This is a genomic window from Corynebacterium sp. Marseille-Q2823 (genome assembly GCF_903645345.1).
GTDB lineage: Bacteria > Actinomycetota > Actinomycetes > Mycobacteriales > Mycobacteriaceae > Corynebacterium > Corynebacterium hiratae.
The window spans coordinates 148,207-171,394 of the sequence record NZ_CAHJXS010000005.1 but is presented as its reverse complement, the minus strand read 5'-3'; the positions used below and the strand labels follow the sequence as shown (position 1 = coordinate 171,394).

General features: G+C 62.2%; 25 protein-coding genes and 1 pseudogene. 18 read left to right on the top strand and 8 right to left on the bottom strand.

Translation table 11 applies throughout. The annotated features are described in order from the left end of the window. Positions 1-37: 37 nt before the first annotated feature. Entirely contained in the window at positions 38-1,303 is a 1,266-nt protein-coding gene (locus HWX44_RS07885; RefSeq protein WP_046647817.1) for a sensor histidine kinase, read from the top strand. Further along, the gene (locus tag HWX44_RS07880) at positions 1,300-1,998 is read left to right on the top strand and encodes a response regulator transcription factor (RefSeq protein WP_046647816.1); all 699 of its coding nucleotides are present in this window, start codon (positions 1,300-1,302) and stop codon (positions 1,996-1,998) included. Before HWX44_RS07885 ends, HWX44_RS07880 begins: the two co-directional genes overlap by 4 nt. Here HWX44_RS07880 and HWX44_RS07875 read toward each other — a convergent pair. After that, entirely contained in the window at positions 1,995-2,876 is an 882-nt protein-coding gene (locus HWX44_RS07875) for a hypothetical protein (protein ID WP_070547298.1), read from the bottom strand. The genes HWX44_RS07880 and HWX44_RS07875 overlap by 4 nt on opposite strands. A gap of 33 nt (positions 2,877-2,909) precedes the next feature. On the opposite strand from HWX44_RS07875, the gene HWX44_RS07870 reads away from it, so the two are divergent. The 5 genes from HWX44_RS07870 (at position 2,910) to HWX44_RS07850 (ending at position 6,408) form a co-directional block, all read left to right on the top strand. Then, the gene (locus HWX44_RS07870) at positions 2,910-3,839 is read left to right on the top strand and encodes a Ppx/GppA phosphatase family protein (RefSeq protein ID WP_083312729.1); all 930 of its coding nucleotides are present in this window, start codon (positions 2,910-2,912) and stop codon (positions 3,837-3,839) included. A 9-nt stretch (positions 3,840-3,848) separates the two neighbouring features. After that, on the top strand, positions 3,849-4,718 hold the full coding sequence (locus tag HWX44_RS07865; protein WP_070513471.1) for a hypothetical protein: 870 nt from the start codon (positions 3,849-3,851) through the stop codon (positions 4,716-4,718). A 162-nt stretch (positions 4,719-4,880) separates the two neighbouring features. Next, entirely contained in the window at positions 4,881-5,672 is a 792-nt protein-coding gene (proC, locus tag HWX44_RS07860) for a pyrroline-5-carboxylate reductase (protein ID WP_175974057.1), read from the top strand. 200 nt (positions 5,673-5,872) lie between these two features. Continuing rightward, positions 5,873-6,061 (top strand): helix-turn-helix domain-containing protein, encoded by a 189-nt coding sequence (locus HWX44_RS07855; RefSeq protein ID WP_010189818.1) that lies wholly within the window; start codon positions 5,873-5,875, stop codon positions 6,059-6,061. 245 nt (positions 6,062-6,306) lie between these two features. Next, on the top strand, positions 6,307-6,408 hold the full coding sequence (locus HWX44_RS07850) for a 30S ribosomal protein bS22 (protein ID WP_003855542.1): 102 nt from the start codon (positions 6,307-6,309) through the stop codon (positions 6,406-6,408). A gap of 101 nt (positions 6,409-6,509) precedes the next feature. On the opposite strand, the gene HWX44_RS07845 is transcribed toward HWX44_RS07850, so the two are convergent. Next, a complete protein-coding gene (locus HWX44_RS07845; RefSeq protein WP_254868141.1) occupies positions 6,510-7,790 on the bottom strand; it encodes an HNH endonuclease signature motif containing protein in 1,281 nt (426 codons plus the stop codon). Between the two features lie 152 nt (positions 7,791-7,942). On the opposite strand from HWX44_RS07845, the gene HWX44_RS07840 reads away from it, so the two are divergent. Then, complete coding sequence (locus HWX44_RS07840) at positions 7,943-8,521, top strand: LURP-one-related/scramblase family protein (protein ID WP_175974055.1); 579 nt, start codon at positions 7,943-7,945, stop codon at positions 8,519-8,521. Here the strand turns inward: HWX44_RS07840 and HWX44_RS07835 are convergent. After that, entirely contained in the window at positions 8,518-9,534 is a 1,017-nt protein-coding gene (locus HWX44_RS07835; protein WP_046647811.1) for an HAD-IB family hydrolase, read from the bottom strand. The genes HWX44_RS07840 and HWX44_RS07835 overlap by 4 nt on opposite strands. 106 nt (positions 9,535-9,640) lie before the next feature. Here HWX44_RS07835 and HWX44_RS07830 point away from each other — a divergent pair, with 106 nt between their 5' ends. The 9 genes and pseudogenes from HWX44_RS07830 (at position 9,641) to HWX44_RS07790 (ending at position 18,853) form a co-directional block, all read left to right on the top strand. Beyond that, positions 9,641-9,880 (top strand): glutaredoxin family protein, encoded by a 240-nt coding sequence (locus HWX44_RS07830; RefSeq protein ID WP_070513456.1) that lies wholly within the window; start codon positions 9,641-9,643, stop codon positions 9,878-9,880. Positions 9,881-9,985: 105 nt separating this feature from the next. Continuing rightward, complete coding sequence (locus tag HWX44_RS07825) at positions 9,986-11,362, top strand: glutamyl-tRNA reductase (RefSeq protein WP_175974053.1); 1,377 nt, start codon at positions 9,986-9,988, stop codon at positions 11,360-11,362. Then, positions 11,363-12,253, top strand: a complete 891-nt coding sequence (gene hemC, locus HWX44_RS07820; RefSeq protein WP_175974051.1) for a hydroxymethylbilane synthase — start codon at positions 11,363-11,365, stop codon at positions 12,251-12,253. It begins immediately after the preceding gene. Between the two features lie 179 nt (positions 12,254-12,432). After that, positions 12,433-14,163, top strand: coding sequence for a uroporphyrinogen-III synthase (locus tag HWX44_RS07815; RefSeq protein ID WP_175974049.1), 1,731 nt, complete (start codon positions 12,433-12,435; stop codon positions 14,161-14,163). A 37-nt stretch (positions 14,164-14,200) separates the two neighbouring features. Continuing rightward, entirely contained in the window at positions 14,201-15,178 is a 978-nt protein-coding gene (hemB, locus tag HWX44_RS07810) for a porphobilinogen synthase (RefSeq protein WP_049154862.1), read from the top strand. Between the two features lie 10 nt (positions 15,179-15,188). Beyond that, positions 15,189-15,902: a hypothetical protein gene (locus HWX44_RS07805; RefSeq protein WP_175974047.1), complete on the top strand. Its 714-nt coding sequence runs from the start codon at positions 15,189-15,191 to the stop codon at positions 15,900-15,902. After that, entirely contained in the window at positions 15,899-16,396 is a 498-nt protein-coding gene (locus tag HWX44_RS07800; protein WP_046647804.1) for a hypothetical protein, read from the top strand. Before HWX44_RS07805 ends, HWX44_RS07800 begins: the two co-directional genes overlap by 4 nt. A gap of 38 nt (positions 16,397-16,434) precedes the next feature. Further along, positions 16,435-17,470 (top strand): annotated as a pseudogene (gene hemE / locus HWX44_RS07795) (uroporphyrinogen decarboxylase). After that, positions 17,471-18,853: a protoporphyrinogen oxidase gene (locus tag HWX44_RS07790; protein WP_046647802.1), complete on the top strand. Its 1,383-nt coding sequence runs from the start codon at positions 17,471-17,473 to the stop codon at positions 18,851-18,853. A gap of 193 nt (positions 18,854-19,046) precedes the next feature. Here the strand turns inward: HWX44_RS07790 and HWX44_RS07785 are convergent, their stop codons facing one another. The 5 genes from HWX44_RS07785 to HWX44_RS07765 all read right to left on the bottom strand — a co-directional run bounded on the left by HWX44_RS07785 (position 19,047) and on the right by HWX44_RS07765 (position 22,823). Next, a complete protein-coding gene (locus HWX44_RS07785; RefSeq protein ID WP_046647801.1) occupies positions 19,047-19,301 on the bottom strand; it encodes a Txe/YoeB family addiction module toxin in 255 nt (84 codons plus the stop codon). A 5-nt stretch (positions 19,302-19,306) separates the two neighbouring features. After that, entirely contained in the window at positions 19,307-19,564 is a 258-nt protein-coding gene (locus HWX44_RS07780) for a type II toxin-antitoxin system Phd/YefM family antitoxin (protein ID WP_046647800.1), read from the bottom strand. Positions 19,565-19,632: 68 nt separating this feature from the next. After that, the gene (locus HWX44_RS07775; protein ID WP_175974045.1) at positions 19,633-21,144 is read right to left on the bottom strand and encodes an ABC-F family ATP-binding cassette domain-containing protein; all 1,512 of its coding nucleotides are present in this window, start codon (positions 21,142-21,144) and stop codon (positions 19,633-19,635) included. An 84-nt stretch (positions 21,145-21,228) separates the two neighbouring features. Continuing rightward, positions 21,229-22,245, bottom strand: coding sequence for an ABC transporter permease (locus HWX44_RS07770; RefSeq protein WP_175974085.1), 1,017 nt, complete (start codon positions 22,243-22,245; stop codon positions 21,229-21,231). Further along, a complete protein-coding gene (locus HWX44_RS07765; protein ID WP_175974043.1) occupies positions 22,245-22,823 on the bottom strand; it encodes an ATP-binding cassette domain-containing protein in 579 nt (192 codons plus the stop codon). Before HWX44_RS07765 ends, HWX44_RS07770 begins: the two co-directional genes overlap by 1 nt. A 177-nt stretch (positions 22,824-23,000) precedes the next feature. Here HWX44_RS07765 and HWX44_RS07760 point away from each other — a divergent pair, with 177 nt between their 5' ends. Beyond that, the gene (locus HWX44_RS07760) at positions 23,001-23,180 is read left to right on the top strand and encodes an antitoxin VbhA family protein (RefSeq protein ID WP_070513429.1); all 180 of its coding nucleotides are present in this window, start codon (positions 23,001-23,003) and stop codon (positions 23,178-23,180) included. Positions 23,181-23,188 lie beyond the last annotated feature (8 nt).

Below are 23,188 nucleotides of genomic sequence, written 5' to 3'. Positions count from 1 at the left end.
AGCCTATACTCCTTGGGGATTCTTTGTAGGGGTGTGAATGATTGTGGAACTGGTACTCGCTTTCCTCGCCGGTGTGGTGGCCTGCGGCCTGGCCATACCGGTGATCACCCGGATCCGTGAACGGATGGAGCGCCGCCGCGTTCGTGATGCAGACGCTAACCAGGTCACCAGTGTTAGCCAGGTTCTGCACCTCGCCGTGGGGGGTTCCCCATCTGGAATGACTGTGCTTTCGCGCACGAAAGAGGTCATCTTCTCTAACCCCGCTGCCCATGAAATGTCGATGGTGCACGACCGTGCGGTGAACCCCGACATTTGGAAGGTCGCAGAAGAGGTCTTTGAAGACAAAGAGACCCGCACACTGGACCTCGCCATCCCCAAACGGCGCACCGGTAACCGCGTGATTCAGGTGCGCGCAGTGGTCCAGCCGCTGACGCTCAACGATGATCGCTTCGTCATCGTCTACGGCACCGACGAATCCGAATCGGTGCGCATGGAATCCGCTCGCCGCGACTTTGTGGCCAATGTTTCTCACGAGTTGAAGACCCCAGTGGGAGGCATCGCCCTGCTGGCCGAGGCACTCCTCCAGGACACCGGGGACCCCGAGCATGTCGAGTACTTCGGTAGCAAGGTGCAGAAGGAAGCGGCGCGCATGGCGGACATGGTCAGCGAGCTCATTTCCCTGTCCAAGCTGCAGGGTGCGGAGGCCCTCCCGGAGATGGAGCCGCTCGACCTCGATGAGGTCATTGATGAAGCCATCACCCGCAACCAACTCGCTGCCGATTCCCACCACAACCAGCTCACCCGCGGCGAATCCGCAGGCGTCAAGGTGATGGGAGATAAGTCCCTCCTGGTGACGGCGATTTCCAACCTGATCTCCAACGCCATCCACTATTCGCCAGATGAACTACCGGTGTCGGTAACGCAGAAGGTGGTCGGCGGGAAGGTCGTTCACATTCGCGTCACGGACCGCGGCATTGGCATCGCCCCAGAGGATCAAAAGCGCGTGTTTGAACGCTTCTTCCGCGTGGACAAGGCGCGCTCCCGGCAGACCGGCGGAACGGGCCTGGGCCTGGCCATTGTGAAGCACGTCGTGGCTAATCACGGCGGCAACATCAAGCTGTGGTCGCGTCCTGGCACCGGCTCGACGTTCACTATCGAGCTCCCTATATATGCGGAAGAAAAGCCAACAGATAATCTTATTAATCGGGATAATATAGAAGACGGAGCCGTCAGCTCTGCCGCCCCTGGTTTGCAGCGCGCCGTGGCGCGTGTAGCAGCTCGTCGAAAGGATAAAGCGCAATGACCACCATCCTCATCGTTGAAGATGAAGAGTCGCTGGCCGATCCCCTCGCCTTCCTCCTCCGAAAGGAGGGATTCGACGTACTCCTCGCCCCGGACGGGCCTAGTGCGCTAGAACAGTTCGCGGCGAATCACGTGGACATCGTCCTATTGGACCTCATGCTGCCGGGAATGTCCGGAACTGACGTGTGCAAGCAGCTGCGTGCGACCTCCTCCGTGCCGGTGATCATGGTGACTGCGCGCGATTCTGAAATCGACAAGGTCGTGGGCCTCGAACTTGGCGCTGATGACTACGTAACTAAGCCTTATTCCTCCCGCGAGCTCATCGCCCGCATCCGCGCGGTGCTGCGCCGCGGCCACGACGTCTCCTCTGACTACGCCGAGGAGGAGCCGGACGATCAGATTCTGGAAGGCGGTCGCGTGCGCATGGACGTCGAGCGCCACACCGTGCTTGTCGCCGGTGAACCGGTCTCCATGCCGCTCAAGGAATTCGACCTTCTCGAGTACTTGCTGCGCAACGCTGGGCGCGTGTTGACCCGCGGTCAGCTCATCGACCGCATCTGGGGCGCCGACTACGTGGGTGACACCAAGACTCTCGACGTTCATGTCAAGCGCCTGCGCTCCAAGATCGAAGCCGAGCCTTCCCACCCGCAGCAGCTCGTGACGGTGCGCGGCCTCGGCTACAAGTTCGAGGCTTAAGCGCGAGGATCCGCCGGGTGCCGCGGGAAGTCGACCCCGGAGCGCGCCCGGGCCTCGCAGTGCTTGGCCAGAATCTCGTAGCTCTCCTCGCCAAGTAGCGCGATGAGCTCGGTCTTCTGTGACTTCCACAGCGGCTCATCCGCTATGTGGCAGGAGGGATCCGCCGAGCAATACCAATCGAAGTCCTCGCCGCCGTTGCCCCACCCGCGGCGATCATATTCGCCGATAGTGGTCCGCAGGATTTCCTCCCCGTCGGGGCGCTCCTCATAGTCTTCGTGCCGGCGAATCGGCAGTTGCCAGCATACTTCGGGCTTGACCACGGTAAGCTCCTCGCCCGCCTCGAGCGCCCATTGGTGGATAGCGCAGCCCGCGCCCGTGGGCCAGCCGGCACGGTTAGCGAAGATGCAGGCGCCGTCGACAAGCGGCGTCTTTAGCGCGGGTTCCGGCTCGCCGTCATCGCCGTCGAGCTCATCCCACTCCAGCCACGGTTCCAGCTCCTCGGGCTCACCGTGTTGAAGGAACTCATCTACCCCCTCAGGGCGGTGCTGCCAGAAGCGGGCGGGCATGCGGGAGACGGCGTCGTGAAGCTGCTCCCTGTCTGTCTCATCAGCCATGTAGGCGCCGTGGACGCAGCAGCCGACGTCGGGCTGTTGCTTATCGATGCCGTGGCACCTCTCGGTTCCAAACTGGCAGGCATAGTGCGATTCGAGCCAGGTCAGGTCGATAGAGAAGACATGGAGTGGATCGTTCGGATCCGTAAATTCAAACCACTCTCTGGGGAAGTTGGGGGCCTTTTCGCGGCCGGCCAAGATGGATGCTGCCGCGGGGGAGGAGGCAGGAAAACCCAGGTAAACTTCATTCGATTTCGGGCGATTCACACCTACCCACGGTAGACCTACTACTCTGGAGGCGTGCGATTAGGTGTATTAGACGTCGGAAGTAATACCGTCCATCTTGTTGCGGTCGACGCCGCAACCGGTGGGCGGCCTTCGCCGATGAGCGATTGGAAGACCCCGCTGCGTCTGGTGGAACAGCTAGACAAGGACGGCAACATCCACGAGAAGGGCATGAAGAAGCTCATTTCCGCCGTGGGTGAGGCCGCTGAGCTGGGCCAGAAGCTGGGCTGTGATGAATTCATCGCCTTTGCTACCTCCGCCGTGCGCTCGGCCACGAACTCGGCCAAGGTCCTTGACGAAGTGGAAAAGCAAACCGGCGTGCGCCTAGAGATCCTGTCGGGCGAAGAGGAAGCGCGCTTGACCTTCCTGGCAGCGCGTCGCTGGTACGGCTGGTCCGCTGGCCGCATTACCAACCTCGATATTGGTGGTGGCTCGCTGGAGCTATCCACCGGTACCGACGAGCATCCGGAGATGGCCTTCTCCCTCGACCTGGGAGCTGGCCGCCTGACCCACAACTGGTTTGATACGGACCCGCCGGAGAAGTCCAAGGTGAACTTGCTGCGGGATTACATTGACGCGGAACTGGTCGGCGTGGCCGATAAAATGCGCGCACTGGGCCCCGCTGGTTTGGCCGTAGGAACTTCGAAAACCTTCCGCACGCTGGCTCGTTTGACCGGTGCCGCACCGTCATCGGCGGGTCCCTACGTCAAGCGCACCCTCACTGCGCCGGGTCTGCGCCAGCTGATTTCCTTCATCTCTCGTATGACTGCAGCTGACAGGGCAGACCTTGAGGGTGTAAGTTCTACCCGATCGCATCAGATCGTCGCCGGCGCCCTTGTGGCCGAGGCGAGCATGCGTGCCCTGGGAATCGAAAAGTTGGAGATCTGCCCCTGGGCTCTCCGAGAAGGTGTCATTTTGCGCCGTACCGATAAGGGACTGGAATAGGAAAGAAACGTGGCTGACAAGAAACAGTTGACAGTTGCGGAGCTGCTGGCCCGTAACGCGAAGAACCGACCCGGCGAGGAGAAGGCCCCGCGCCGCCGTCGTCGCAGCCTTGATGAAGGCGGCATCTCGGTTGCGGAGCTGACCGGCAATCTTGAGAGGGTCAAGGCAACTCCGGCCGAGGCAAAGCACTCCAGCGTCTCCATTGACGAAACGGCCCCGGTCATTCCTGCACCGAAGAAGGAGCAGAAGGAACAGCCTAAGCAGGAGACTCCTCAGCAGGAGGAATCCAAGAAGAAGGCTGACAAGCCTCAGGCTGCTGCTGTCCCAGTAGAGAAGTCAGCTGAGCCGGAGACCAAGCGCTCCCAGCCCTCTGATGAGGACACGCGTGTTATCCAAAAGGTCAAGGACGAGCCTAAGGAGAAGGCTGAGGCAAAGAAGACTGAGGCTAAGGCCGAGTCGAAGGTCGAAGAAAAAACCGACGATAAGGTCGAAACAAAGGTCGCTGACAAGACCGCACCGGCGGCTGCGGTAGCAACCGAGGATGACACCTTCACCACGGGGGAGCTCGAGGCAGTCGATCAGGACCGTGAAGAGTACGACGAAGACTACGACGACGAGGAGGAGGGCAAGCTCAACCCCTTCGCCGTCGTCCTGCTCGCCCTCGTGGGTATCGTGCTCGGTGCAATCGTATTCAAGGGCTTTGAAATTCTCTGGGACCGCTTCGACCGCCTAGTCGTCGTCGTGCTCGGCGTCGTCGTCACTGGCGTCATCGTCGGAATCGTCCACGCACTGCGTACCAGCCGCGATGGTTTGTCGATGTTCCTCGCAGCCGTTGCCGGCCTCGTGCTTACCTTCGGCCCGCTGCTCGTTGTGATGTAAGAATTAGCTCCATAGGACACCTTCTCATAAGGCATCTGTCACAAGGTATCTTTGCCCCTGAAAACGCCTTCTGACAGATGCCTTTTGCATGCGCGGGGTCAGCCTGCGTGCACAGCCTTGACCTGGTGGCCGCGTTCCAGCCTTTCTGGCACCCTGGGAAGCATGACAAAAATTGCAGTACTTGGTGGAGGACAAATCGGCGAAGCCCTAGTTTCCGGGCTGGTGAACGCGGGTTATGACGCCGCGGACATCGTGGTGACCAACCGTCGCTCCGAGCGCGGCGAGGAGCTGAAGAGCGCTTACGGCGTGTCGGTTACGAGCGATAACGCCGCGGCTATCGACGGCGCGGAGTACATCTTCGCGTGCGTGAAGCCCTATGCCATCGAGGAGCTCCTTGAGGGCCTCGACATCCCCACGACGTCCGTGGTTGTGTCCATGGCTGCCGGCCTAACCCTCGAGACCTTGGAGAAGGCCGCCGGTGAGGGCGTGCCCGTCGTCCGCGTCATGCCGAACACCCCCATGTTGGTGGGCAAGGGCATGTGCACCTGCGCGGGTGGTTCTCACGTCACCGAAGAGCAGCTCGAAGGCGTGGTCAAGCTCCTGGAAGTTGTCGGCGAGGTTGCCGTCATCGAGGAGAAGCACATCGATGCCGCGACCGCCCTGGCCGGCTCCGCTCCTGCCTACTACTTCCTTGTCACCGAGGCGCTGATTGATGCCGGCGTCCAGCTCGGCCTGACCCGTGACGTCGCCGAGAAGCTAGCTACCCGCACCGCCCAAGGCGCCGGCACCATGTTGGCTGAATCCGGAAAGGATCCGGTCACTTTGCGCGCAGGGGTAACCTCCCCGGGGGGAACCACTGCTGCCGCGCTACGGGAACTTGAGGAGTCCGGCCTGCGGGGCGCGTTCTTCCGTGCCGCCGAAGCATGCACCCAGCGTGCGCAGGAACTTGCTTAAAATTTCCTACTGTTCTGGGAGCCCTGTGACACGAGTTGTCACACGGGCTTGATGGAGAACAGCGGTGCGAAAGAGGAAAAAATTAGCTCTTGGGTCGCATTAGTCACAGGTTTCACGCTAAGCTGGCAGGAGCGCGTGCGTGATAGTCCTGTGGGAGGGGAAGCCTACAGCGCGTCACGTGCTGAAGGGTTAAATAAACTATGACGAATGAAGATAAGGGAACTTTCCTGACCATCGCCGAAGTTGCGGAGATCATGCGTGTCTCCAAGATGACGGTGTACAGGTTGGTTCATGCAGGTGACATGCCGGCCGTGCGCGTGGGACGCTCCTTCCGCGTTCACGAATCTGCCGTCAAGGAATACCTTGAGGCTTCCGTCTACGGAGCCTAGCGTTCACCTCTTTCTGGCAGCGCCCACCACTGTGGACCCCTCGCGGTCCGCGGCGGTGGGCGCTGCCCTTAGTTTTGGTGCTGGGCAAGCCGCTAGGTAAGATAGTGAACATTCGTTTCGGCACTGGTATGCCTGTGTCTCCCTGTTTCGCAGGGGGCCGCCACGAGTGCACCGTGTGCGGTTTCATTCCAGGCGTTGCCGGCCGGTTTACGTACGTACTAATTCCGAAAGTGAGGAAACCTACTATGGGTTCTGTCATCAAGAAGCGCCGCAAGCGCATGTCCAAGAAGAAGCACCGCAAGATGCTGCGCCGTACCCGCGTTCAGCGTCGTAAGCTGGGCAAGTAAAGCTTCGCCTGCAACTCCCCGCATGGTCCTTTTAGGTTCGTGGCGGGGAGTTTCTGCTATCTATTCTCCTTTCTATCCGTCGTTTCAGACGACGACGCCGCTTAGAACGGAATGTCTTCCTGTGGAGCGCCCGGGGTGCGGGGTTCCTCAGCGGCGGCCTGCGCTTCCTTAGCTGCCTGCTGGGCGGCTTCCTCCTGGGCGCGCTCGCGGGTGGCCGTAATTTTCTGGGCCACCGTCTGCGCCCAACGCTTCGTCTTCTTCGCCAGCGGGCCGGTCGGCTCTGTCATGGCCCATGTCCCGTCCTCGTAGAGCCACACGATGTCTCCGGTCTGCGGGTCCATGATGTAGTGTGCGCGCCCATCAGTCTTCATATTGTGATGGTGCTGGCACAAGCTGGCTAGATTGCGCGGGTGCGTGGCGCCACCGTCGGCATAGTTGACGCGATGGTCCATTTGGCATAGGTAAGCCGGCCGGTTGCATCCCGGAGCGCGGCAGGTGCCGTCCCGGCCCTCCACGTATTTGCGGATGAGCTCTGAACAAACGTAGCTGGCTGACTCCGGCGGCTGCGAGGAAAGGTCGCGCGTGCGTGTTGCGGGAATGTCCTGTGACGTCCAACCATGCCCTTGGACGAAGGTAGGGGCGTTGTCAATGTCGGTGGCCTGATAGGTGTGCAGAATGACGGTCGCGGGCGGAGAGATGCTGCCGGCGATGAGCTTCTTCAGGGCGTCAGCCTGTGAGAGGCCGTTCTCCTTTGCTGCCTGCTTGATGTAGCCATCCAGAATCATGCCCGTGGCGCTATCCGTATTGAGCTCGAGGATGCCGCGCTCGCCAGTATCGGTAAAAGTATATGAGTCCTTCTTCGGGGAATCGCGGAAGGAAAAAGACTTGTTGATGCTCTTGCAGATATCGCGCACCTTTCGTCCAATCTGCGCCGGGGTAGGAAAGACCTGGTTTGGCGAGGTAGGGGTGAAGAAGGTGACCAGGGCGTCGTCGATAAGCGCGAGTGTTTCCGCAGGCAGCGCGCCCAGCTTGGTCAAGGTGCGGTCGATGGTGATGAGCGCTTTCATGTCGAGCAAGAACTGGCTGTCTTGCAGGGCCTTGACCTGCGGTAGCTCCGTGAGGCGGTGCACGGCTAGACAGCATTCACTAACGGTGTAGTCCCCGACGCCAAGCTTGGTGACGAGCCTCTGACACGCGACACCGAAATCCTCATCGAGGTCTGGCATGGCGGCTACCCACGAGCGGTAGTCTGCGCGGCGAGCGGCGCTGCGTTCTACGGCGAGGGCGCAGTCAGGGTTCATATGGGAAAAGTAGGCGGTTTGGGTGGCGGTGTTCACGGTATCCCCCGGGTTTGACGTGTCGATGATATGTTCTAAGCGCACTATAAAACATGTCCCGGACATCTATCTCTACCTGGCATTATTGGGATATCTGGGAGGGGGTTATGGAGCCTGTATTTGTCGCTATACACCGAGTGGGGAGTGCCATCCTTCTCGCCCCACAGGAGCTCATCGCGTACGTAAAATGGCGAACTATGTTGCCTCGACTCCTCACTCTTAACAGCCTGGTTATTTCGCAGACCAAGTCCTTCATGCAAGATGAATTCCTGATCGCCGATGACGAGGGCGTGCCCGTCGGGACGATTCTGCAGTCGACGAGCCTGAAGGACATGTTCTTCAACGCCTCCCGCAGCCTCCAAGTTGCCTTCACGGATGAGCAGGGAAACCCGCAACAGCCGCTCATGGTGATCAAGGATCCGCCCAACTTCGTGCAGGATACCTATGAGGTGTATCTGCCGGGCGTCGAGAAGCCCATGGCGATCGTGACCAAGCAGTTTGCCATGTTCAAGACGCGCCTGAGCTTGGAGATGGAGGGCTTCCCGGAGATCGAGATTGAAGGCGATGTCTGGGATTGGAATATTACGATTACCAGCCAGGGCCAGCCGCTGGCAGAGGTACGCAACGAGTGGGGAGGCGTGGGCAGATTCCTAACCGGGAAGAACACGTACCGCCTCAGCATTGCGCCGGGGCTCGACCCGCAACAGCATGCCGGGCTGATTGGTGCGGTCATGTGCATGGACATGCTGCGCACCAAGGCTCAAAGCAGCGACTAGCGGCGCACGAAGCGCCAGCTGCCATAGGAGAAGAGCGCGGTGGCGAGTGCCGGGAGGCCGTAGGTGCGCACGGCCTTGCGTACCGAGCGGTAGTCGCGGATGAGCCAGCCTTTTTCCTCTGCAATATCGCGCAGCTTGGAATCCGGATTAATGGCCACCGGGGTCCCCACCATGGAGAGCATTGGGACATCGTTGGCGCTGTCGGAGTAGGCGGTACAGCGCTCAAGATCGAGGTTCTCCAAGGTGGCGAGCGCCGCCACGGCGTGCTTCTTACCTGGCCCGTGGAGGATATCGCCGACGAGGCGGCCGGTGAAGCGGCCATCTTTGACCTCCGCCACTGTGCCGAGCGCGCCCGTGAAACCGAAACGCTGCGCCAGAATCTGCGCCAACTGCACGGGGGTGGCCGTGACCAGCCATACCTGCTGGCCAGCGTCGAGGTGCATCTGCGCCAGCTGCTTCGTGCCCGGGTAGGCCTTGCGGGCCATGGATTGGTCCACGATGCTCTCGCACAAAGCCACCATCTCATCCACCGAGCGGCCCTTGACAAACTCGAGCGCCTGCACGCGCCCAGCAGCCACGTCAGCGGCATTCTCCGAACCGGAGATGCGGAACTTGAGCTGCTTCCAGGCAATGGGAAGGATCTCTGAGAGCTTGAAGTAGCGACGCCGCGCGAGGCCCAAGGCAAAGGACACGAGCGAGGACCCTTGGACCAAGGTGTTGTCCACGTCGAAGAAGGCGGCAGCGCCGGCGTCTTGGGGGATGTCTGGGTCGGGCTCGGTTATGGAGCGCGACCCCGCCGATTCGAAGGAACCCTGGACGGAATCGATGCCGGAGGAGAAGGCGTCCAGGTCGATACCGAAGAGGTGCTCCACGGCGGCGGCTGCCGACGCCTCACCGGCCGCGCGCTGGTGCTCTTCGCCGAGCGGGGCGAAAGCCTGTTGCTCCAGGAAATTGCGCAAGTTTCCCCTGCTTGCGGTCCAATTGGCAAGGAACTCGCGGGGAGAATCGGGCATACCAGGAGGGAGCGGGAGGGGCACGCGTTCAGCTTTCATAGGGTGGGCGGACTAACGTGTCCATAGTAAACCGCGAAACGTTCTACGTCCTACCGAGGAGAGCTTTATGTCCCACGTCGTCGAACTGATGGTGCGTACCACGTGCGGCTCCTGCGCGCGCGTTCTGGAGCAGATTACCCCGGTGGTCCGTCACGCTGGGGCAGAGCTTAAAGTGTGCAACGTCGATGAGGATGCAGAGCTGGCCATGGAATACGGCGATCGCGTTCCTGTTGTGGTTATTGACGGAGAGGAATTCTCCTGCTGGGAAGTGGACAATGAGGAGCTAGCGCAGGCGCTGGCGGACTAGCTTTCTGTGGGCACTTCCGTGAGTTTCGGAAACGAGATGACAACTAGTAGTCTTTTGGATGATCTATGTCATCCAAAGGGATGATGCAAAACTGGAGGGTTGTGCATGAGTGTGCTCGTCGTGGGCATGTCGCATCAGTCGGCGCCGGTGGCGCTGCTGGAAAAGCTGAGCATGGACGAGACCGTGCAGAATGACACTTGCCGGGCCATGGTGTCGGCAGGCTCGTTGAGCGAGGCGATGATTATCTCCACCTGCAACCGCCTCGAGGTCTACACCGTCACCAACTCTTTCCACACCGGGGTCCAGGATGTCGTGCGCAACCTCGCTGACGTTTCCGGGGTGGAGGAGGAGAAGCTGCGCTCCTATCTCTATGTGCGCTATGCCGACGCCGCCGCTGAGCACCTCATGATGGTGGCCTCAGGCTTGGACTCGATGGTGGTAGGTGAGCAGCAGATCATCGGCCAGGTGCGCACCGCCTACCAGTTTGCTTCGGAGCAAGGAACCGTCGGCCCGCGCATCCACGCGCTGGCACAGTCCGCGCTGCGCACCGGCAAGCGGGTGCATTCCGAAACCGAGATCGATGAGGCGGGCTCCTCCATGGTCTCCTTTGCTTTTGATCAGGCGCTAAGCCGCATGGGCAGGGAGGATCTCGCGGGCAAGCGCGTGCTCATCTTGGGCGCAGGCGCGATGGCCTCGCTCGCGGCAACGCACGCGGGGCGCCTGGGTGCGCAGCTAATTATCGCGAACCGCACCATTGCCCGTGCGGAGCGCGTGGCACAGCATGCCCATGAGACGGGCGTGTACGCGGACGTTATCGACTTCTCGGAGCGCGCCCAGGCCCTGCGCGATGTGGACGTGGCAATTTCCGCCACGGGAGCCCAGGGCTTCACTATTACGGCGGCCGACGTCGAGCGCTATCACGTAGCCGACCGCGAGCTGATGCTCGTCGATCTCTCTCTGCCGCGCGATATTGATGACGCTGTGGCAGAGGTCGAGGGAGTCGATCTGGTCAACATCGAGAGGCTCAGCAACTCCCTGCAGGCAGCCGACACCGACCTGGCAGCCGGCACCAGCCCGCACGCGCAGGCGCGGCGCATCGTTAGCGAAGAGCTGGAAGCCTATGCCTCCGAGCAGCGCGTCCGCGACGTCGTCCCGGCGGTATCAGCACTGCGCAAGCGGGCGGCAAACCTGGTCCAGTGCGAGGTGGCGCGAATGGAGCAGAAGCACCCCGAGCTGGACGAGCGCCAGATGGGAGATATCAATCGCGCACTCAAGCGCGTGGCGGATAAGCTGCTGCACGAGCCCACGGTCCGCGCGAAGCAGCTCGCGGCTAACTCTGGAACCGTGAGTCATGAGACCGCGCTGCAGGAACTCTTTGGGCTCCAGCTGGAGGGCAGCGGCGTCGCCGTGGACGTGGCGGTGCTGCCGGACGCCGCGCAGATGGAAGCCGCGGAAAGCACTAAGGAAGAAAAGGACGCATAGATGTTGAAGATCGGTACCCGAGGATCCCTCCTGGCCACCACGCAGTCTGGCCACGTGCAAGAGTGGCTGCAGCAGGAAGGCTATGAGGCCGAGCTGCACATCGTTACCACGCAGGGTGACGTCAACATGGCTCCTGTGGAGCGCATCGGCGTGGGCGTGTTTACCCAGGCCCTGCGTGAGGCCGTCGACCGCGGCGAGTGTGAGATCGCAGTGCACTCCTTCAAGGACCTGCCCACGGCTGCCGATGACCGTTTCGACCTCGTGGTTCCGCAGCGCCAGGACGTCCGTGAGGCGCTCATTGCCCGCGATGGCCTGACCCTGAAGGAGCTGCCGGAGGGTGCGCGCGTGGGCACGTCTGCCCCGCGCCGCATCAGCCAGCTGCGGGCGATGCGCCCGGACCTGGACATCCGTCCGCTGCGCGGCAATATCGATACCCGGATGGGCAAGGTCACCAGCGGCGAGCTCGACGCCGTCCTCTTGGCCTACGCCGGCCTCGTGCGCGCGGGTTACGCGGATCGCGCCACCGAGGTCTTCGATCCGGAGTTCTTCATGCCCGCGCCCGCGCAGGGCGCGCTGGCCATCGAGGCAGTGAAGGGAACCGAGGCGGCGAAGGCCATCGCCCTGCTTGCCGACGCCCCCGCTACCGCCGCCACCCGCGCCGAGCGCACCGTACTTTCCCAACTGGAGGCTGGGTGCACCGCGCCGGTGGCCGCTACCTCCCACTGGGAGGGCGATCAGCTTGTCGTGCGCGGTGGGGTCTTCGCTCTCGACGGCTCCCGCCAGCTCATCGCTCAGGCTCAGGGAACAGCGGACGAGGCTGAAGAATTGGGGCGCGCGGTCTCCAAGGAGCTCTTCGCGCAGGGAGCTGCAGACGTACTGGCAGCGGAGTAATCGCACGTAGATTTTTGGTTTCGGGCCTTTTCCTTTAGTGTGTATCTAGCACACGATCATTGAGAGCAATGATTAAGGGCCCCTTAACTCGCGAGTGAGGGGGCTTTCTTATCTCCATCCCGCGCCTGCCACGCTTCGGCGCCGGGGCACTCGGAACCCACAAACTAGAAAAGAACCTTATGAGCAATGCCGTGCCGGATACCCAGCCTGAGCTGGGTAAGTCTGATCTGGGCAAAGTCGTCTTCGTCGGTGCCGGCCCAGGTAATCCTGATCTGCTGACCGTCCGCGCCCGCGAGGTTCTGGAGACCACCGCTAACGTTGTCACCGACGTGGGGGTTTCGCAGGGCGTGCGCGACATGGTAGCGCAGCAGGTGCCGGTTCCGCAGGAGCTTCTCGACGCCGCCGAGGAAGAGTACGAGCGCATCTGCGCCGCGGCCAAGGAAGCGGGCGCGCGCCGTAAGCCGCCGCGCCCAGCACCGCCGACGGCGGCGGTCTTTGAGGAGGTCGAGGGGGACGTCGTCAAGCAACTGCGTAACGCGCTCGAGCGCGCCGAGGGCCACGACGTGATCCGTCTGGTTACCGGTAACCCGCTCAACCGCGAATCCATCAAGGCGGAGATTACCGCCGTGGCCAATGCAGGCATGGAATTCCAGGTGGTCCCGGGCATGTCCCTGCCCTCGACCGTTCCCTCCTTCGCGGGCATCGCTCTCGGTGCGACGTATACCGAGGCCGACATCACGGAAGGGGCGGACTGGGACGCGCTGGCCACCGCGACGCAGCCGCTGGTTTTGCAGGCCACGGCAGATGACCTGCCGGTCATTTCCGCCGAGTTGGTGGAGCGCGGAATGCCCGCGGAGACGGAAGCATATGTCACCGTTCACGGCACCACGCGCCTGCAGCGCACCCACGAGACCACGCTGGGAACACTCGGCAAGCTCGATGCTGAGCTGCCGGGCGAGCTCGTGGTGACGCTGGGGCGTAGCTTTGATGATCGCTCGAAGTATTCCTGGTGGGAGAACCGTTCGCTCTATGGCTGGCGCGTGCTGGTGCCGCGCACGAAGGAGCAGGCCGCAGCGATGAGCGCGCGCCTGGCTGGCCACGGTGCTATCCCGCAGTCGGTGCCCACCATCTCCGTGGAGCCGCCGCGCAACCCAGCGCAGATGGATCGCGCCATCAAGGGCATTGTTGAGGGCCGCTATAAGTGGGTCGTGTTCACCTCCGTTAATGCGGTGAGCGCGGTGTGGAAGAAGATCGCGGAACTCGGCCTCGATGCCCGCGACTTCGCCGGCGTGCACCTCGCCGCGGTGGGGCAGAAGACTGCCGATGCGATTCGCGCCAAGGGCATGGTCCCGGAGCTTCTGCCGCCGGCGAGAAAGCAGAATGCCGAGGGCCTCGTGGAGGTTTTCCCCAACTACGTTGAAGACATCGATGCGGTGGGGCGCGTGCTGCTGCCGCGCGCCGATATCGCCGGCGAGGCCCTGGTGACTGGCCTTCTGGACTTGGGCTGGGAAGTCGATGATGTGGTGGCCTACCGCACTGTGCGCGCGGCCCCGCCGGCGGCGGAGATCCGCGACATGATCAAGACCGGTGGTTTCGATGCCGTGGCCTTCACCTCGCCCTCGACGGTGCGTAACCTCGTGGGCATTGCGGGAAAGCCGCATGCCCGCACCATCATCGCGTGCATCGGCCCCTCCACCAAGGCGGCCGCCGAGGAGGTGGGCCTGCGCGTGGACGTGGTCCCGGAGGTTGCGGACGTGCCGATGCTTGTCGACGCCCTCGCTGAGCACGTCGCCGCCCTGCGCGCCGCCGGCAACCTGCCTGCTCCGCGCAAGAAGCGCCGCTCGCGCAAGAAGACGGCGCAGACCGCTTCTGGGCGGGCAGGAGAGGGGCGACTAGAGTCGAGAAGGTAGTTCAATTTTCTCGTAGCTCAAAGGAGAGTTTTTACTCATGAGCATTGCTCGCCGCCCCCGCCGCCTACGTCAGAACCCGGCTTTTAGGGATTTGGTTGCGGAAACCTCGCTGCGCCCCTCCGACCTCATCCTCCCGATGTTCGTGGTCGACGGTCTGAACGAACCCCGTGATATCCCCTCCATGCCGGGCGTGCAGCAGCACAGCCTGGATTCCCTCAAGCGTGCCGCGCACGAGGCCCTCGATGCGGGCGTGACTTGCGTTGACCTCTTCGGCGTGCCGCGCGAAGAGGATAAGGACGCGACCGGCTCCGTGGCCTGGGACCCGCAGGGCATCCTCAACGTGGCGATTGCGGAGCTGCGTCAGGAATTCGGCGATGACCTCATCGTCATGGCGGATACCTGCCTTGATGAGTTCACCTCCCACGGCCACTGCGGCGTGGTCGATGACCAGGGCCGCGTGCTCAACGATGAAACCGTGGAGCTCTACCAGGACATGGCCCGCTCCCAGGCACGTGCTGGCGCGCACATGGTCAGCCCCTCCGGCATGATGGATGGCCAGATTGCCGCGATCCGCGAGGCCCTCGATGAGGCCGGCCACGAGGATGTTGCGATCATGGCCTACTCGGCCAAGTACGCTTCGGCCTTCTTCGGCCCCTTCCGCGATGCCGTGGGCTCCTCCCTAGAGGGGGATCGCCGCACCTACCAGCAGGACCCGCGCAACTTCCGCGAGTCCATGCTGGAGGTGGACCTGGACATCGAGGAAGGCGCGGACATTGTCATGGTGAAGCCTGGCCTGCCGTACCTCGATGTGCTGGCCGGTGCCGTCGAGCGTTCCTCCGTGCCGGTAGCTGTTTACCAGGTCTCTGGCGAGTACGCGATGATTCAGGCCGCTTCCCAGAACGGGTGGATTGACGGCGAGGCCGTTATGCTGGAGTCCTTGACCGCGTTCAAGCGCGCGGGTGCGGATCAGATCCTGACCTATTTCGCCACGGACGCCGCCCGCTTGCTCAAGTAAAAGGAGAATCGTGACGTTCAGCCCGAACACTACGCCGTCGGCACAAAAGCCGACGGGGCAGAATAAGGAGCCGGATAAGGAGCACGCCAAGCGCACCGAATCCGTCTCCCTCATGCTCAAGGTGTGGACCGTTGCCCTGGTGCTCGAGGTGGTGCACCTGGTCTTGAGCATCGTGCTGACCCTGCTGAATAGGGAGGAGCTCTTTGCCCAGGCCCGCACTACGGCGGAGTCCGCAGCGGAGAAGTCCGGGCAGGACGTCAGCGATGCCCTCGTACAGCTCGTGGGCTATGGCTCGGTGGCGTTTAGCTCGCTGATTTCACTCGCCATCGTGGTGCTGTTGGGCATCATGCTGGGCTTTATCCACAAGAACTCCAAGGCAGCCGGTACTGGCCGGCGCCTGTGGTTCGCCTTCTCCCTCTACTTTGGCCTCCGCGTGCTCATCGTCTTCATCAGCAGCCCCGCCGGGGCGAGCGCGCCGGATTGGCTCTTCTTACTCGATGGTGCCGTGCAGATCCTCGTCGGCGTGGCGGCCGTGATGGGCTTGATGTTCTCCACCAAGGAAGAGGTGCTCGAGTACACCGGCGAGATGGAGCAGCTGCGCCAGATGCGCAAGGAGATGGAGGAGCAGCGCCGCCAGGAAAACCTGGAGGAGCGCGAGAAGAAGAACAAGGACAATAAAGAAAAGGACAGGGAGAAAGAAGACAACAAGGACGGCAAGCGATGAGCGAGCGCCCCGGTCCCGCGGACTATAACCGCCGCCCACGCCGCCCTAAGAAGCAGGGTGAGCAAGACTTTTCCACCTGGCCTTCGCAGCTGCGCATTGCCTACTGGGTCTGCGTGATTGCCGCAATTGTCATGCTCACCGCCGGAATGGTGGGGATCTTTGGTTCCTATACATCGGTGACGAACACCCAGCTCAGCCCGGAGCAGGTGGACTATATCCGCTTCAACACGCGTTTTGCGGCCATCTCCAACGTGGTGGGTGCCGTCATCATCGCGGCCTGCTCCGCGCAGCTGGCAAGCGGCTCAGTATGGGCGCGCCGCATCATCACCGCGGTGTCTGCCTACACCATGTTCGTCAGCATTGCGGCGCTGATCGCGGGCGTGGGCGGGCTGCTCTTGCTGCTTATCCCGATGGCGCTCATGGTGGCCATCTACTTCCTCTTTCACCCGGATTCAACGGCTTTCATCAAGGCCCGTCGCGCCCAAAACTCCTGATTGGCGCCTACTCCAACTTTTGATTCATAATGGACGGTATGTCTCGACTGTCTGATGCGCCGCTGATTGCTGCCGCTATGGCACACGCTCCCGCCCGCCCGTCTGGTTCATGCGCCAGGCGGGGCGCTCTTTGCCGGAGTACCGCAAGGTGCGCGAGGGAATCAGCATGCTGGATTCCTGTTTCATGCCGGAGCTCCTCGCGGAGATCACCCTGCAGCCGGTGCGCCGCCACGATGTCGACGGCGCCATCTTGTTCACGATATCGTCGTCCCGCTCAAAGCCGCGGGCGTTGGCGTGGAGATTGTCCCCGGGCGTGGCCCGGTCATGGATGCGCCTGTGCGCACCACGGAGGACGTGGCCAAGCTGCCCATCCTCGACGTTGATGTGCCCGAGGTACGCCAGGGCATTGAGATCATCCTGAGCGAGCTCACCGACAAGCAGGCTCTCATTGGTTTCGTCGGTGCTCCCTTCACCTTGGCCAGCTACCTCATTGAGGGCGGCCCTTCGAAGAACCACGAGCGCACCAAGGCACTGATGCATTCCGACCCGGACACCTGGCACCAGCTCATGGAGCGCCTGACCCCGACGATCATTTCTTTCTTGGAGCTCCAGCTGGATGCCGGCATCGACGCCATGCAGCTCTTTGATTCCTGGGCGGGCTACCTCAACGAGCGTGACTACCGCGAATTCGTGCTGCCCTATTCGGAGCGGATCCTCAAGGCCGCAGAAGGCCGCGTGCCGCGCATTCACTTCGGCGTGGGTACCGGCGAGTTGCTCGGCGCGATGTCGGAGGCCGGTTCTGAGGTCATGGGCGTGGACTACCGCGTGAGCATGGATGCCGCCGCAGCCCGCGTCAACGCGGACATCCTGCAAGGCAACCTAGACCCGGCTCTGCTGTTTGCCGGCGAGGATGCGGTGCGCAAGGAAGTACGCGCCATCAAGGCAGAAATAGATGCCGCCCGCGCGGCAGGCAACCTGCGTGGACACATCTGGAACCTTGGCCACGGCGTGCTGCCGACCACGGAGGCGGAGGCCATTACCCGTGCCGTCGCCATCATCCACGAGGAGGGCTAAATGAAGATCGCGATCATCGGTGCGGGCCTCGCGGGCCTCACCGCGGCATGGGAAATCAAGCAGAACACTGAGGGCTCCCACGACATCTTCGTCTTTGAAGCAGCGGATCGCATCGGCGGCAAGCTGCACACCGTGGCCTTCAACGGCGGTCCGACGGACATGGGCGCGGAGGCCTTCATCCGCCGCCGCCAGGACGCCGTGGACTTCTTCACGGAGCTCGGCCTGCAGGATTCCTTTGTGGAGCCCAATCCGGAGTTGCGCCCGCGCGTGTACACCGGCGGCGAGCTGCACTTCCTGCCGCAGGGCGGGGTCATGGGTATTCCTTCCGAGCCGCAGGACTTCTTCTCCGAGGCGACCAACGAGCGCATCACCAACGAGCAGCCCTTCGAGTGGGAGATCGGCGGGGATGTCTCTGTGGGTCAGCTCGTTCGCCAGCAGTACGGCGATGACGTGGTGGACCACGTGGTCTCCGCGCTGCTCGGCGGTGTGTACTCCTGTACGGCCGACGACCTAGGCCTGCGCGCCACGGTTCCGCACCTGGCGGCCACGCTGGACACACTGGCGAAGGACGGCCCCGTCACGCTGTCGGCCGCAATCAAGCAGATCGAGTCCGGCCGCAGCCCGGCCGAAGGCTCCGTCTTTGGAACCTTCAAGGGCGGCTACGCCGAGCTTTACGAGGCCCTGGCTGACAAGTCCGGTGCGCAGATCCACCTGGACACCTTCGTCTCCGGCGTGACGCGCAAGGGCGATGCCTTCGAGGTCAAGGGCGCGCCGGGGGCTATCGGCCCCTTCGACCGCGTGCTCTTTGCCACCCCGGCACCGACCACCGCGCGCCTGCTCAAGGCCGTAGCCCCCGAGGCCGCCCAGGAGCTGTCCACCGTCCAGCTGGCTTCCTCTGTGGTTGTCGGCTTCAATTTCGCCTCCGCCACGGATCCGGAGGGCAACTCCCTTCCGGAGGCCACCGGCATCCTCGTCGCCTCCGATGAGCCTGACCTGCGCGCCAAGGCCTTCACTCTCTCCTCTAATAAGTGGCCGCACCTGAACGAGCGCGAGGGCTTCCTCGTGCGCGCCTCCTTCGGCCGCTTCGGCGATGACGCCCTCGTGCGCGCGGAGGAGGACGACCTGGTGGACTACGCCCTCGATGACCTGCAGAAGATCACAGGCTTCGACGGCCGCGCCGCCGGCGTGGAGGAGATCTACACGCAGCGCTGGTTCGGCGGCATCCCCCGCTATGACGAAAAGCATCTGGCCACCGTTGCCGCGGTCCGCGCCAAGCTTGCCGACGTCCCCGGTATCGCCACCGCCGGCGCCTGGGCTGATGGAGTCGGCGTGCCCGCCGTTATTGCCGGCGCCCGCGCTGCCGCGCAAGCACTCGTCAGCTAGCTCGCTGTCGGCGCCTGCCTTTTGGCGCCTCGCAAAAGGCGCCCCGCAAAAGGCGTCTGATAAAAGGCATCTTTGGGTCTAAAAACTCCATTTGTCAAGCATAAAAGGCGTTTTTGGCCGTGAAAACGCCTTATGACTGATGCCTTTTGCCAGATGCCTTTTAGGCAGAGGCGATACGGGAAGTTGACGCTAGCTAGTAGTGGTATCTGCACCCAGCAATCTCGATGGTCGCGCCCTTAATGCGATAGATCAGTCGGTGCTCTTCGGTAATTCGCCGAGACCAGAACCCGGCCAACTCGAACTTGAGTGGTTCGGGCTTTCCTATCCCTTCATTGCCGTTTCGTGCAATGTCTTTAATGAGGCTATTGATTCTCTTGAGGATCTTCTTGTTGTGAGCTTGCCACCAGAGGTAGTCCTCCCATGCTTCCTCTGTCCACGAAAGAATCATGAAGCTTAATCTTCCTCAACGAGCTCGTGCTCCGTTGCTTCCCCGGCGTTGAGACTCTCGATGGAGTCAAGCAGGCGCTGGGCATTGCGAGGGGAACGCAGAAGGTATGCGGTTTCGCGAAGAGAGTTGTAGTCATCTAAGGAAACGATGACTGCAGACTCATGACCATTGCGAGTGATGATGACTTCCTCACGGTCATCAACGACCGACTGTAGGACCTCGGCGTATCTTGCTCGCGATTCCGAGTAAGACATGGTTTTCATAAGCTATCTCCCTTCTTGTACAAGAAACTGTACAACGAAAAGGGGATGAGCGCTAGAGAGGTTTCAGTTTATGAGGCCACGTGAACAGTGCGCGTTAGGTTTAGCCGCTCGCATACGTGCTCGTCGTGGCTGACCAGGATGAATGCCCCGCGGTAGCTCGTGAGCACCTCAATCAGCCAGTCGGTGGTGGGGATATCGAGGTTGTTTGTCGGTTCGTCGAGAAGCAGGAAGCGCGGTGCCGGATCGCTGAGCAAGACGCGAGCGATTTCGACGCGGAAGCGCTCGCCACCAGAAAGCTGGCCCACGGGCTGGTGGATCTTGTCGTTGATAAAGAGCATCTGGGCCAGCTGGTCGCGCAGGAACTGCGGGTCCGCGCCGGGGTTGGCCTCCCGCACGATGTCGAACACCGATTTCTCCGCGGGCAAGACGATGCGTTGGCGGATGTACCCGCAGGGCAGCGCGTACTCGACGTCTCCGCGGGCGATGCGGTTGAGGAAGGTGGTCTTGCCGCTGCCGTTTGGCCCGGCGAGGCGAACACGCTCGGGGCCAGTAATACTCAGCAGATCGCTGACCAGCACGCGGGTGCCCGCGGGCAGCTCAGTGCCGGGGAGATCGATGTGGACCTGGGTGTCGTCGCGAAGCGCGCGCTGCGCCTTGTCGTGCGCCGACTGGGCGGCAGCCACTGCATCGTTGGCCTGTTGGGAGCGCCCAGCGGCCGAGCGCTCGGAACGGTTCTTGTCTAAGCCCATGGCCATGCCGGGTTTGCGCTTCGAGGCGGCGAAGTTCTTGCCGCGGCGGGCATCGCGCGCAATGCGGGTCTGCATAGCGGCGCGCTCGCGGATTTGTTTGCGGTGTTCGGCCTTGGTCTCTCGGACCTTGGCCTGCGCGGAATCCTGCTCGGCGTCAATCGCTGCGCGGTAGGAGGAGTAGTTTCCCTCGAACTCGCGAAGTGTTCCGTGGTAGAGCTCCGCGATGCTATCGGCGTGCTCGAGGAGCTCGCGGTCGTGTGAGACGACGAGAACCGGCATCGGCGCGGTGCGAATGAGCTCGAGTAAGCGTTGGCGTGATGAGGAATCCAGGTTGTTGGTGGGCTCGTCGAGGATGAGGAAATCCGGCTTGCGGAAGAATGCGGCGGTCAGCGCCACGGTTACGGCCTCACCACCAGACAAAGTACCAATAGTGCGCTCTAAGGGGAAGGGGATACTCGCGGCGTCGAGAGCCGCTTCGATGCGCTCTGCTAAATCCCACTGCTCACCAACAGTGGTGGCGAGCTCTTCCGAGTATTCGCCAGCCTCAATGCGGGCAATGGCGTTGAGGACTTCGGTCGCGCCAAAGACATCGGCGATGGTGCTAGACGTATGGAGGCCTAAATCCTGGTCGACATAGAGGACTGAACCTGCGGATACCGTTCCCGAACTCGGGGCAATAAGGCCTGCAAGGACCTTGGCTAGCGTTGATTTTCCGGAGCCATTCGCTCCGACCAAGCCCGTGAAGTGGGAGGAAAACGTACCGGTGACGTCCGTGAAACAAGGGGTGCCGTCGGGCCAGGTGACGGTGAGATGAGAAAAAGAAATAGGCATGAAGAAGTCCACCTTCGAGTAAGTCGCGTAAAAGAGTGACGTCGAATTAGGAAAAGATCTTCATGCCTGAAAGACTAGCCCCGGCTAATACCCCAGCGCAAGGGCCGCCACGCCAAGGCCGAGAGCACCGCGGGCAATGTAGTGCAGCACCTCGGGGGAGAAGGAGACGCCGAAGCCGCCGCTGTCCAGCATGGACATGCTGTCTACCCGTGCCGGGCGGGAACGCTTAAACGACGCCCAGCTAAGGCCGGCGATGATGAGCGCCACTGCGATGGCGGAAAGATTCCACACCAAGAGGAGGATACCGGCGCCAAGGAGTGCCGTGCCCACAGAAGCTATAAGGGGAAGGCCCCAGTCGGGCCATGCATCGTCGTTGACGCGGCCGAAGGAGGCGGCGCGCCCGACCGCTGCGCCGATGATGCTCCACGCGGACATGAAGCCGACGATAGCCAGCGCCCCAAGCTGTGGGGCGAACCCCAACGTCAAGCCGAGGGCCGCGAGCGCACCGACGCCGATGTACCACCGTCGTCCCAGACGACGGAAGAAGAGACCCGTCAACGTGGAGGGCGCATGGGCGCGACGAGGTATCCAGGCGGACTGGCTCGCAATGGCATCGGAGGTGACCTCCGAATCAAGCAGGCCAAGGCCAGATCCACCGACCAGGCGCGTGCGCCCAGCGCTGAGAAGCGAAGCCAGCGTGAACGAGCGCCATCCCACGACGAAACGCAGGGCCGTGGCTGCCAGCGCGAACCACGGGGATAGCCCGGTGGACACGCAGATGCCGAGGCCCAAGACCCCGAATCCGAGCAGCTGCGCCCATGTGATCCAGTCGGTACCGCGGAGCCGGCCACGCGGGCGATCAACGTACACCCAGCGTTCCCGCGACAGCGCGCGCAGGGGATAGAGAGTCTCGGTGAGCACCATAAGCGCGAGCAGTCCCACGATGCCGGCAATAGGAGCGACGCTAGTTAACGCGATGCGGGCCGGGATGATAGGCAGGACTGCGCCGACTTCTTGCCAGACTGTATAACCGAAGCCGAAGACGAAGCCGGCGAGGATGAGGTACCACATGCCATCACCCAGCCGCGATAGCACGCGCATCACAGCTGCACCACCTCGTCGCAGGCCTGGGTGATGGTGTCGGAATGCGAGGCCACAACGACGCAACGATTCTCCTCGTCGGCTAGATAGCGCAATTCGCTGGCGAGGAACTCGGTCCAGGTGGCGTCGAGGTGGCGCTCGGGCTCGTCGATAAGCACTGCGCGTGCCGGCTGGTATAGCTGCGCGGCCAAGAACACGCGCTGGCGCTGGCCCGAGGACAGACGCGAGGCGCGGTGCGGAAGGAGAGGATCGAGTGCCCAGAGTTCGCAGAGCTTAGCGACGTCCACCCCTGCCGCCTTCCCCATCAAGTCTAGGTGCTCGCCCACGGTGAGGTCGGGGAGGAAAACCGGCTCGGCCACCGTGATCACAGCACCCGGTTGCTCCTTTGTGCCGACGGGATGGCCGTCGCACTCCACTGAGCCTTCGAGCGGTGCAAGCTCACCTCCGAGCGTGGCTAGCAACGTGGATTTACCTGAACCGTTGGGGCCAGCAAGGCCATAGATGCGGCCTGGGGCGAAGTCCTTCTCAAGATGTCCAAGGGGCGTGGAATGCCCATAATCGGCGTCGATGGAAAGCATTGCTGGGCGGCGAGCTCCTTACACTGGGTGACAAGGTAATAGTTAAAACTTATTGATGAAGTTTAGCAAAATGCACGCCCTGAACGTTGTTCTCGAGGTGGGAAACACCCTTGGGATTGGTGTTGTGAGCTGCTAAAATGAGAGAAAATGTAGTTGAAAACTCGGGAGGATACCCACATGACAAGCACAGTAGGAACAGGGAAGAGCGTTGAAGATAGCGTGACGTTTGCCAAGGGGGTATCGCTGTTGGCTGGGCACGATATGGATGCGGAGCAGGAAGCGCTTGTCCGTGCCGTCGCTTCAGGAGAGATGACGGTCGATGAAGCTATCACGAAGGCTAAGTCCCAGCTCAATTAAGTTATGGG

Coding starts and splice junctions, on each gene's coding strand:
- HWX44_RS07835 (WP_046647811.1), bottom strand. CDS start 9,534: ATGCCCGATTCTCCCCGCGAGTTCCTTGCCAATTGGACCGCAAGCAGG.
- hemB (WP_049154862.1), top strand. CDS start 14,201: ATGAGCATTGCTCGCCGCCCCCGCCGCCTACGTCAGAACCCGGCTTTT.
- HWX44_RS07825 (WP_175974053.1), top strand. CDS start 9,986: ATGAGTGTGCTCGTCGTGGGCATGTCGCATCAGTCGGCGCCGGTGGCG.
- HWX44_RS07770 (WP_175974085.1), bottom strand. CDS start 22,245: ATGCGCGTGCTATCGCGGCTGGGTGATGGCATGTGGTACCTCATCCTC.
- HWX44_RS07780 (WP_046647800.1), bottom strand. CDS start 19,564: ATGAAAACCATGTCTTACTCGGAATCGCGAGCAAGATACGCCGAGGTC.
- HWX44_RS07830 (WP_070513456.1), top strand. CDS start 9,641: ATGTCCCACGTCGTCGAACTGATGGTGCGTACCACGTGCGGCTCCTGC.
- HWX44_RS07775 (WP_175974045.1), bottom strand. CDS start 21,144: ATGCCTATTTCTTTTTCTCATCTCACCGTCACCTGGCCCGACGGCACC.
- HWX44_RS07760 (WP_070513429.1), top strand. CDS start 23,001: ATGACAAGCACAGTAGGAACAGGGAAGAGCGTTGAAGATAGCGTGACG.
- proC (WP_175974057.1), top strand. CDS start 4,881: ATGACAAAAATTGCAGTACTTGGTGGAGGACAAATCGGCGAAGCCCTA.
- HWX44_RS07880 (WP_046647816.1), top strand. CDS start 1,300: ATGACCACCATCCTCATCGTTGAAGATGAAGAGTCGCTGGCCGATCCC.
- HWX44_RS07855 (WP_010189818.1), top strand. CDS start 5,873: ATGACGAATGAAGATAAGGGAACTTTCCTGACCATCGCCGAAGTTGCG.
- HWX44_RS07800 (WP_046647804.1), top strand. CDS start 15,899: ATGAGCGAGCGCCCCGGTCCCGCGGACTATAACCGCCGCCCACGCCGC.
- hemC (WP_175974051.1), top strand. CDS start 11,363: ATGTTGAAGATCGGTACCCGAGGATCCCTCCTGGCCACCACGCAGTCT.
- HWX44_RS07765 (WP_175974043.1), bottom strand. CDS start 22,823: ATGCTTTCCATCGACGCCGATTATGGGCATTCCACGCCCCTTGGACAT.
- HWX44_RS07850 (WP_003855542.1), top strand. CDS start 6,307: ATGGGTTCTGTCATCAAGAAGCGCCGCAAGCGCATGTCCAAGAAGAAG.
- HWX44_RS07840 (WP_175974055.1), top strand. CDS start 7,943: ATGTTGCCTCGACTCCTCACTCTTAACAGCCTGGTTATTTCGCAGACC.
- HWX44_RS07790 (WP_046647802.1), top strand. CDS start 17,471: ATGAAGATCGCGATCATCGGTGCGGGCCTCGCGGGCCTCACCGCGGCA.
- HWX44_RS07885 (WP_046647817.1), top strand. CDS start 38: ATGATTGTGGAACTGGTACTCGCTTTCCTCGCCGGTGTGGTGGCCTGC.
- HWX44_RS07785 (WP_046647801.1), bottom strand. CDS start 19,301: ATGATTCTTTCGTGGACAGAGGAAGCATGGGAGGACTACCTCTGGTGG.
- HWX44_RS07815 (WP_175974049.1), top strand. CDS start 12,433: ATGAGCAATGCCGTGCCGGATACCCAGCCTGAGCTGGGTAAGTCTGAT.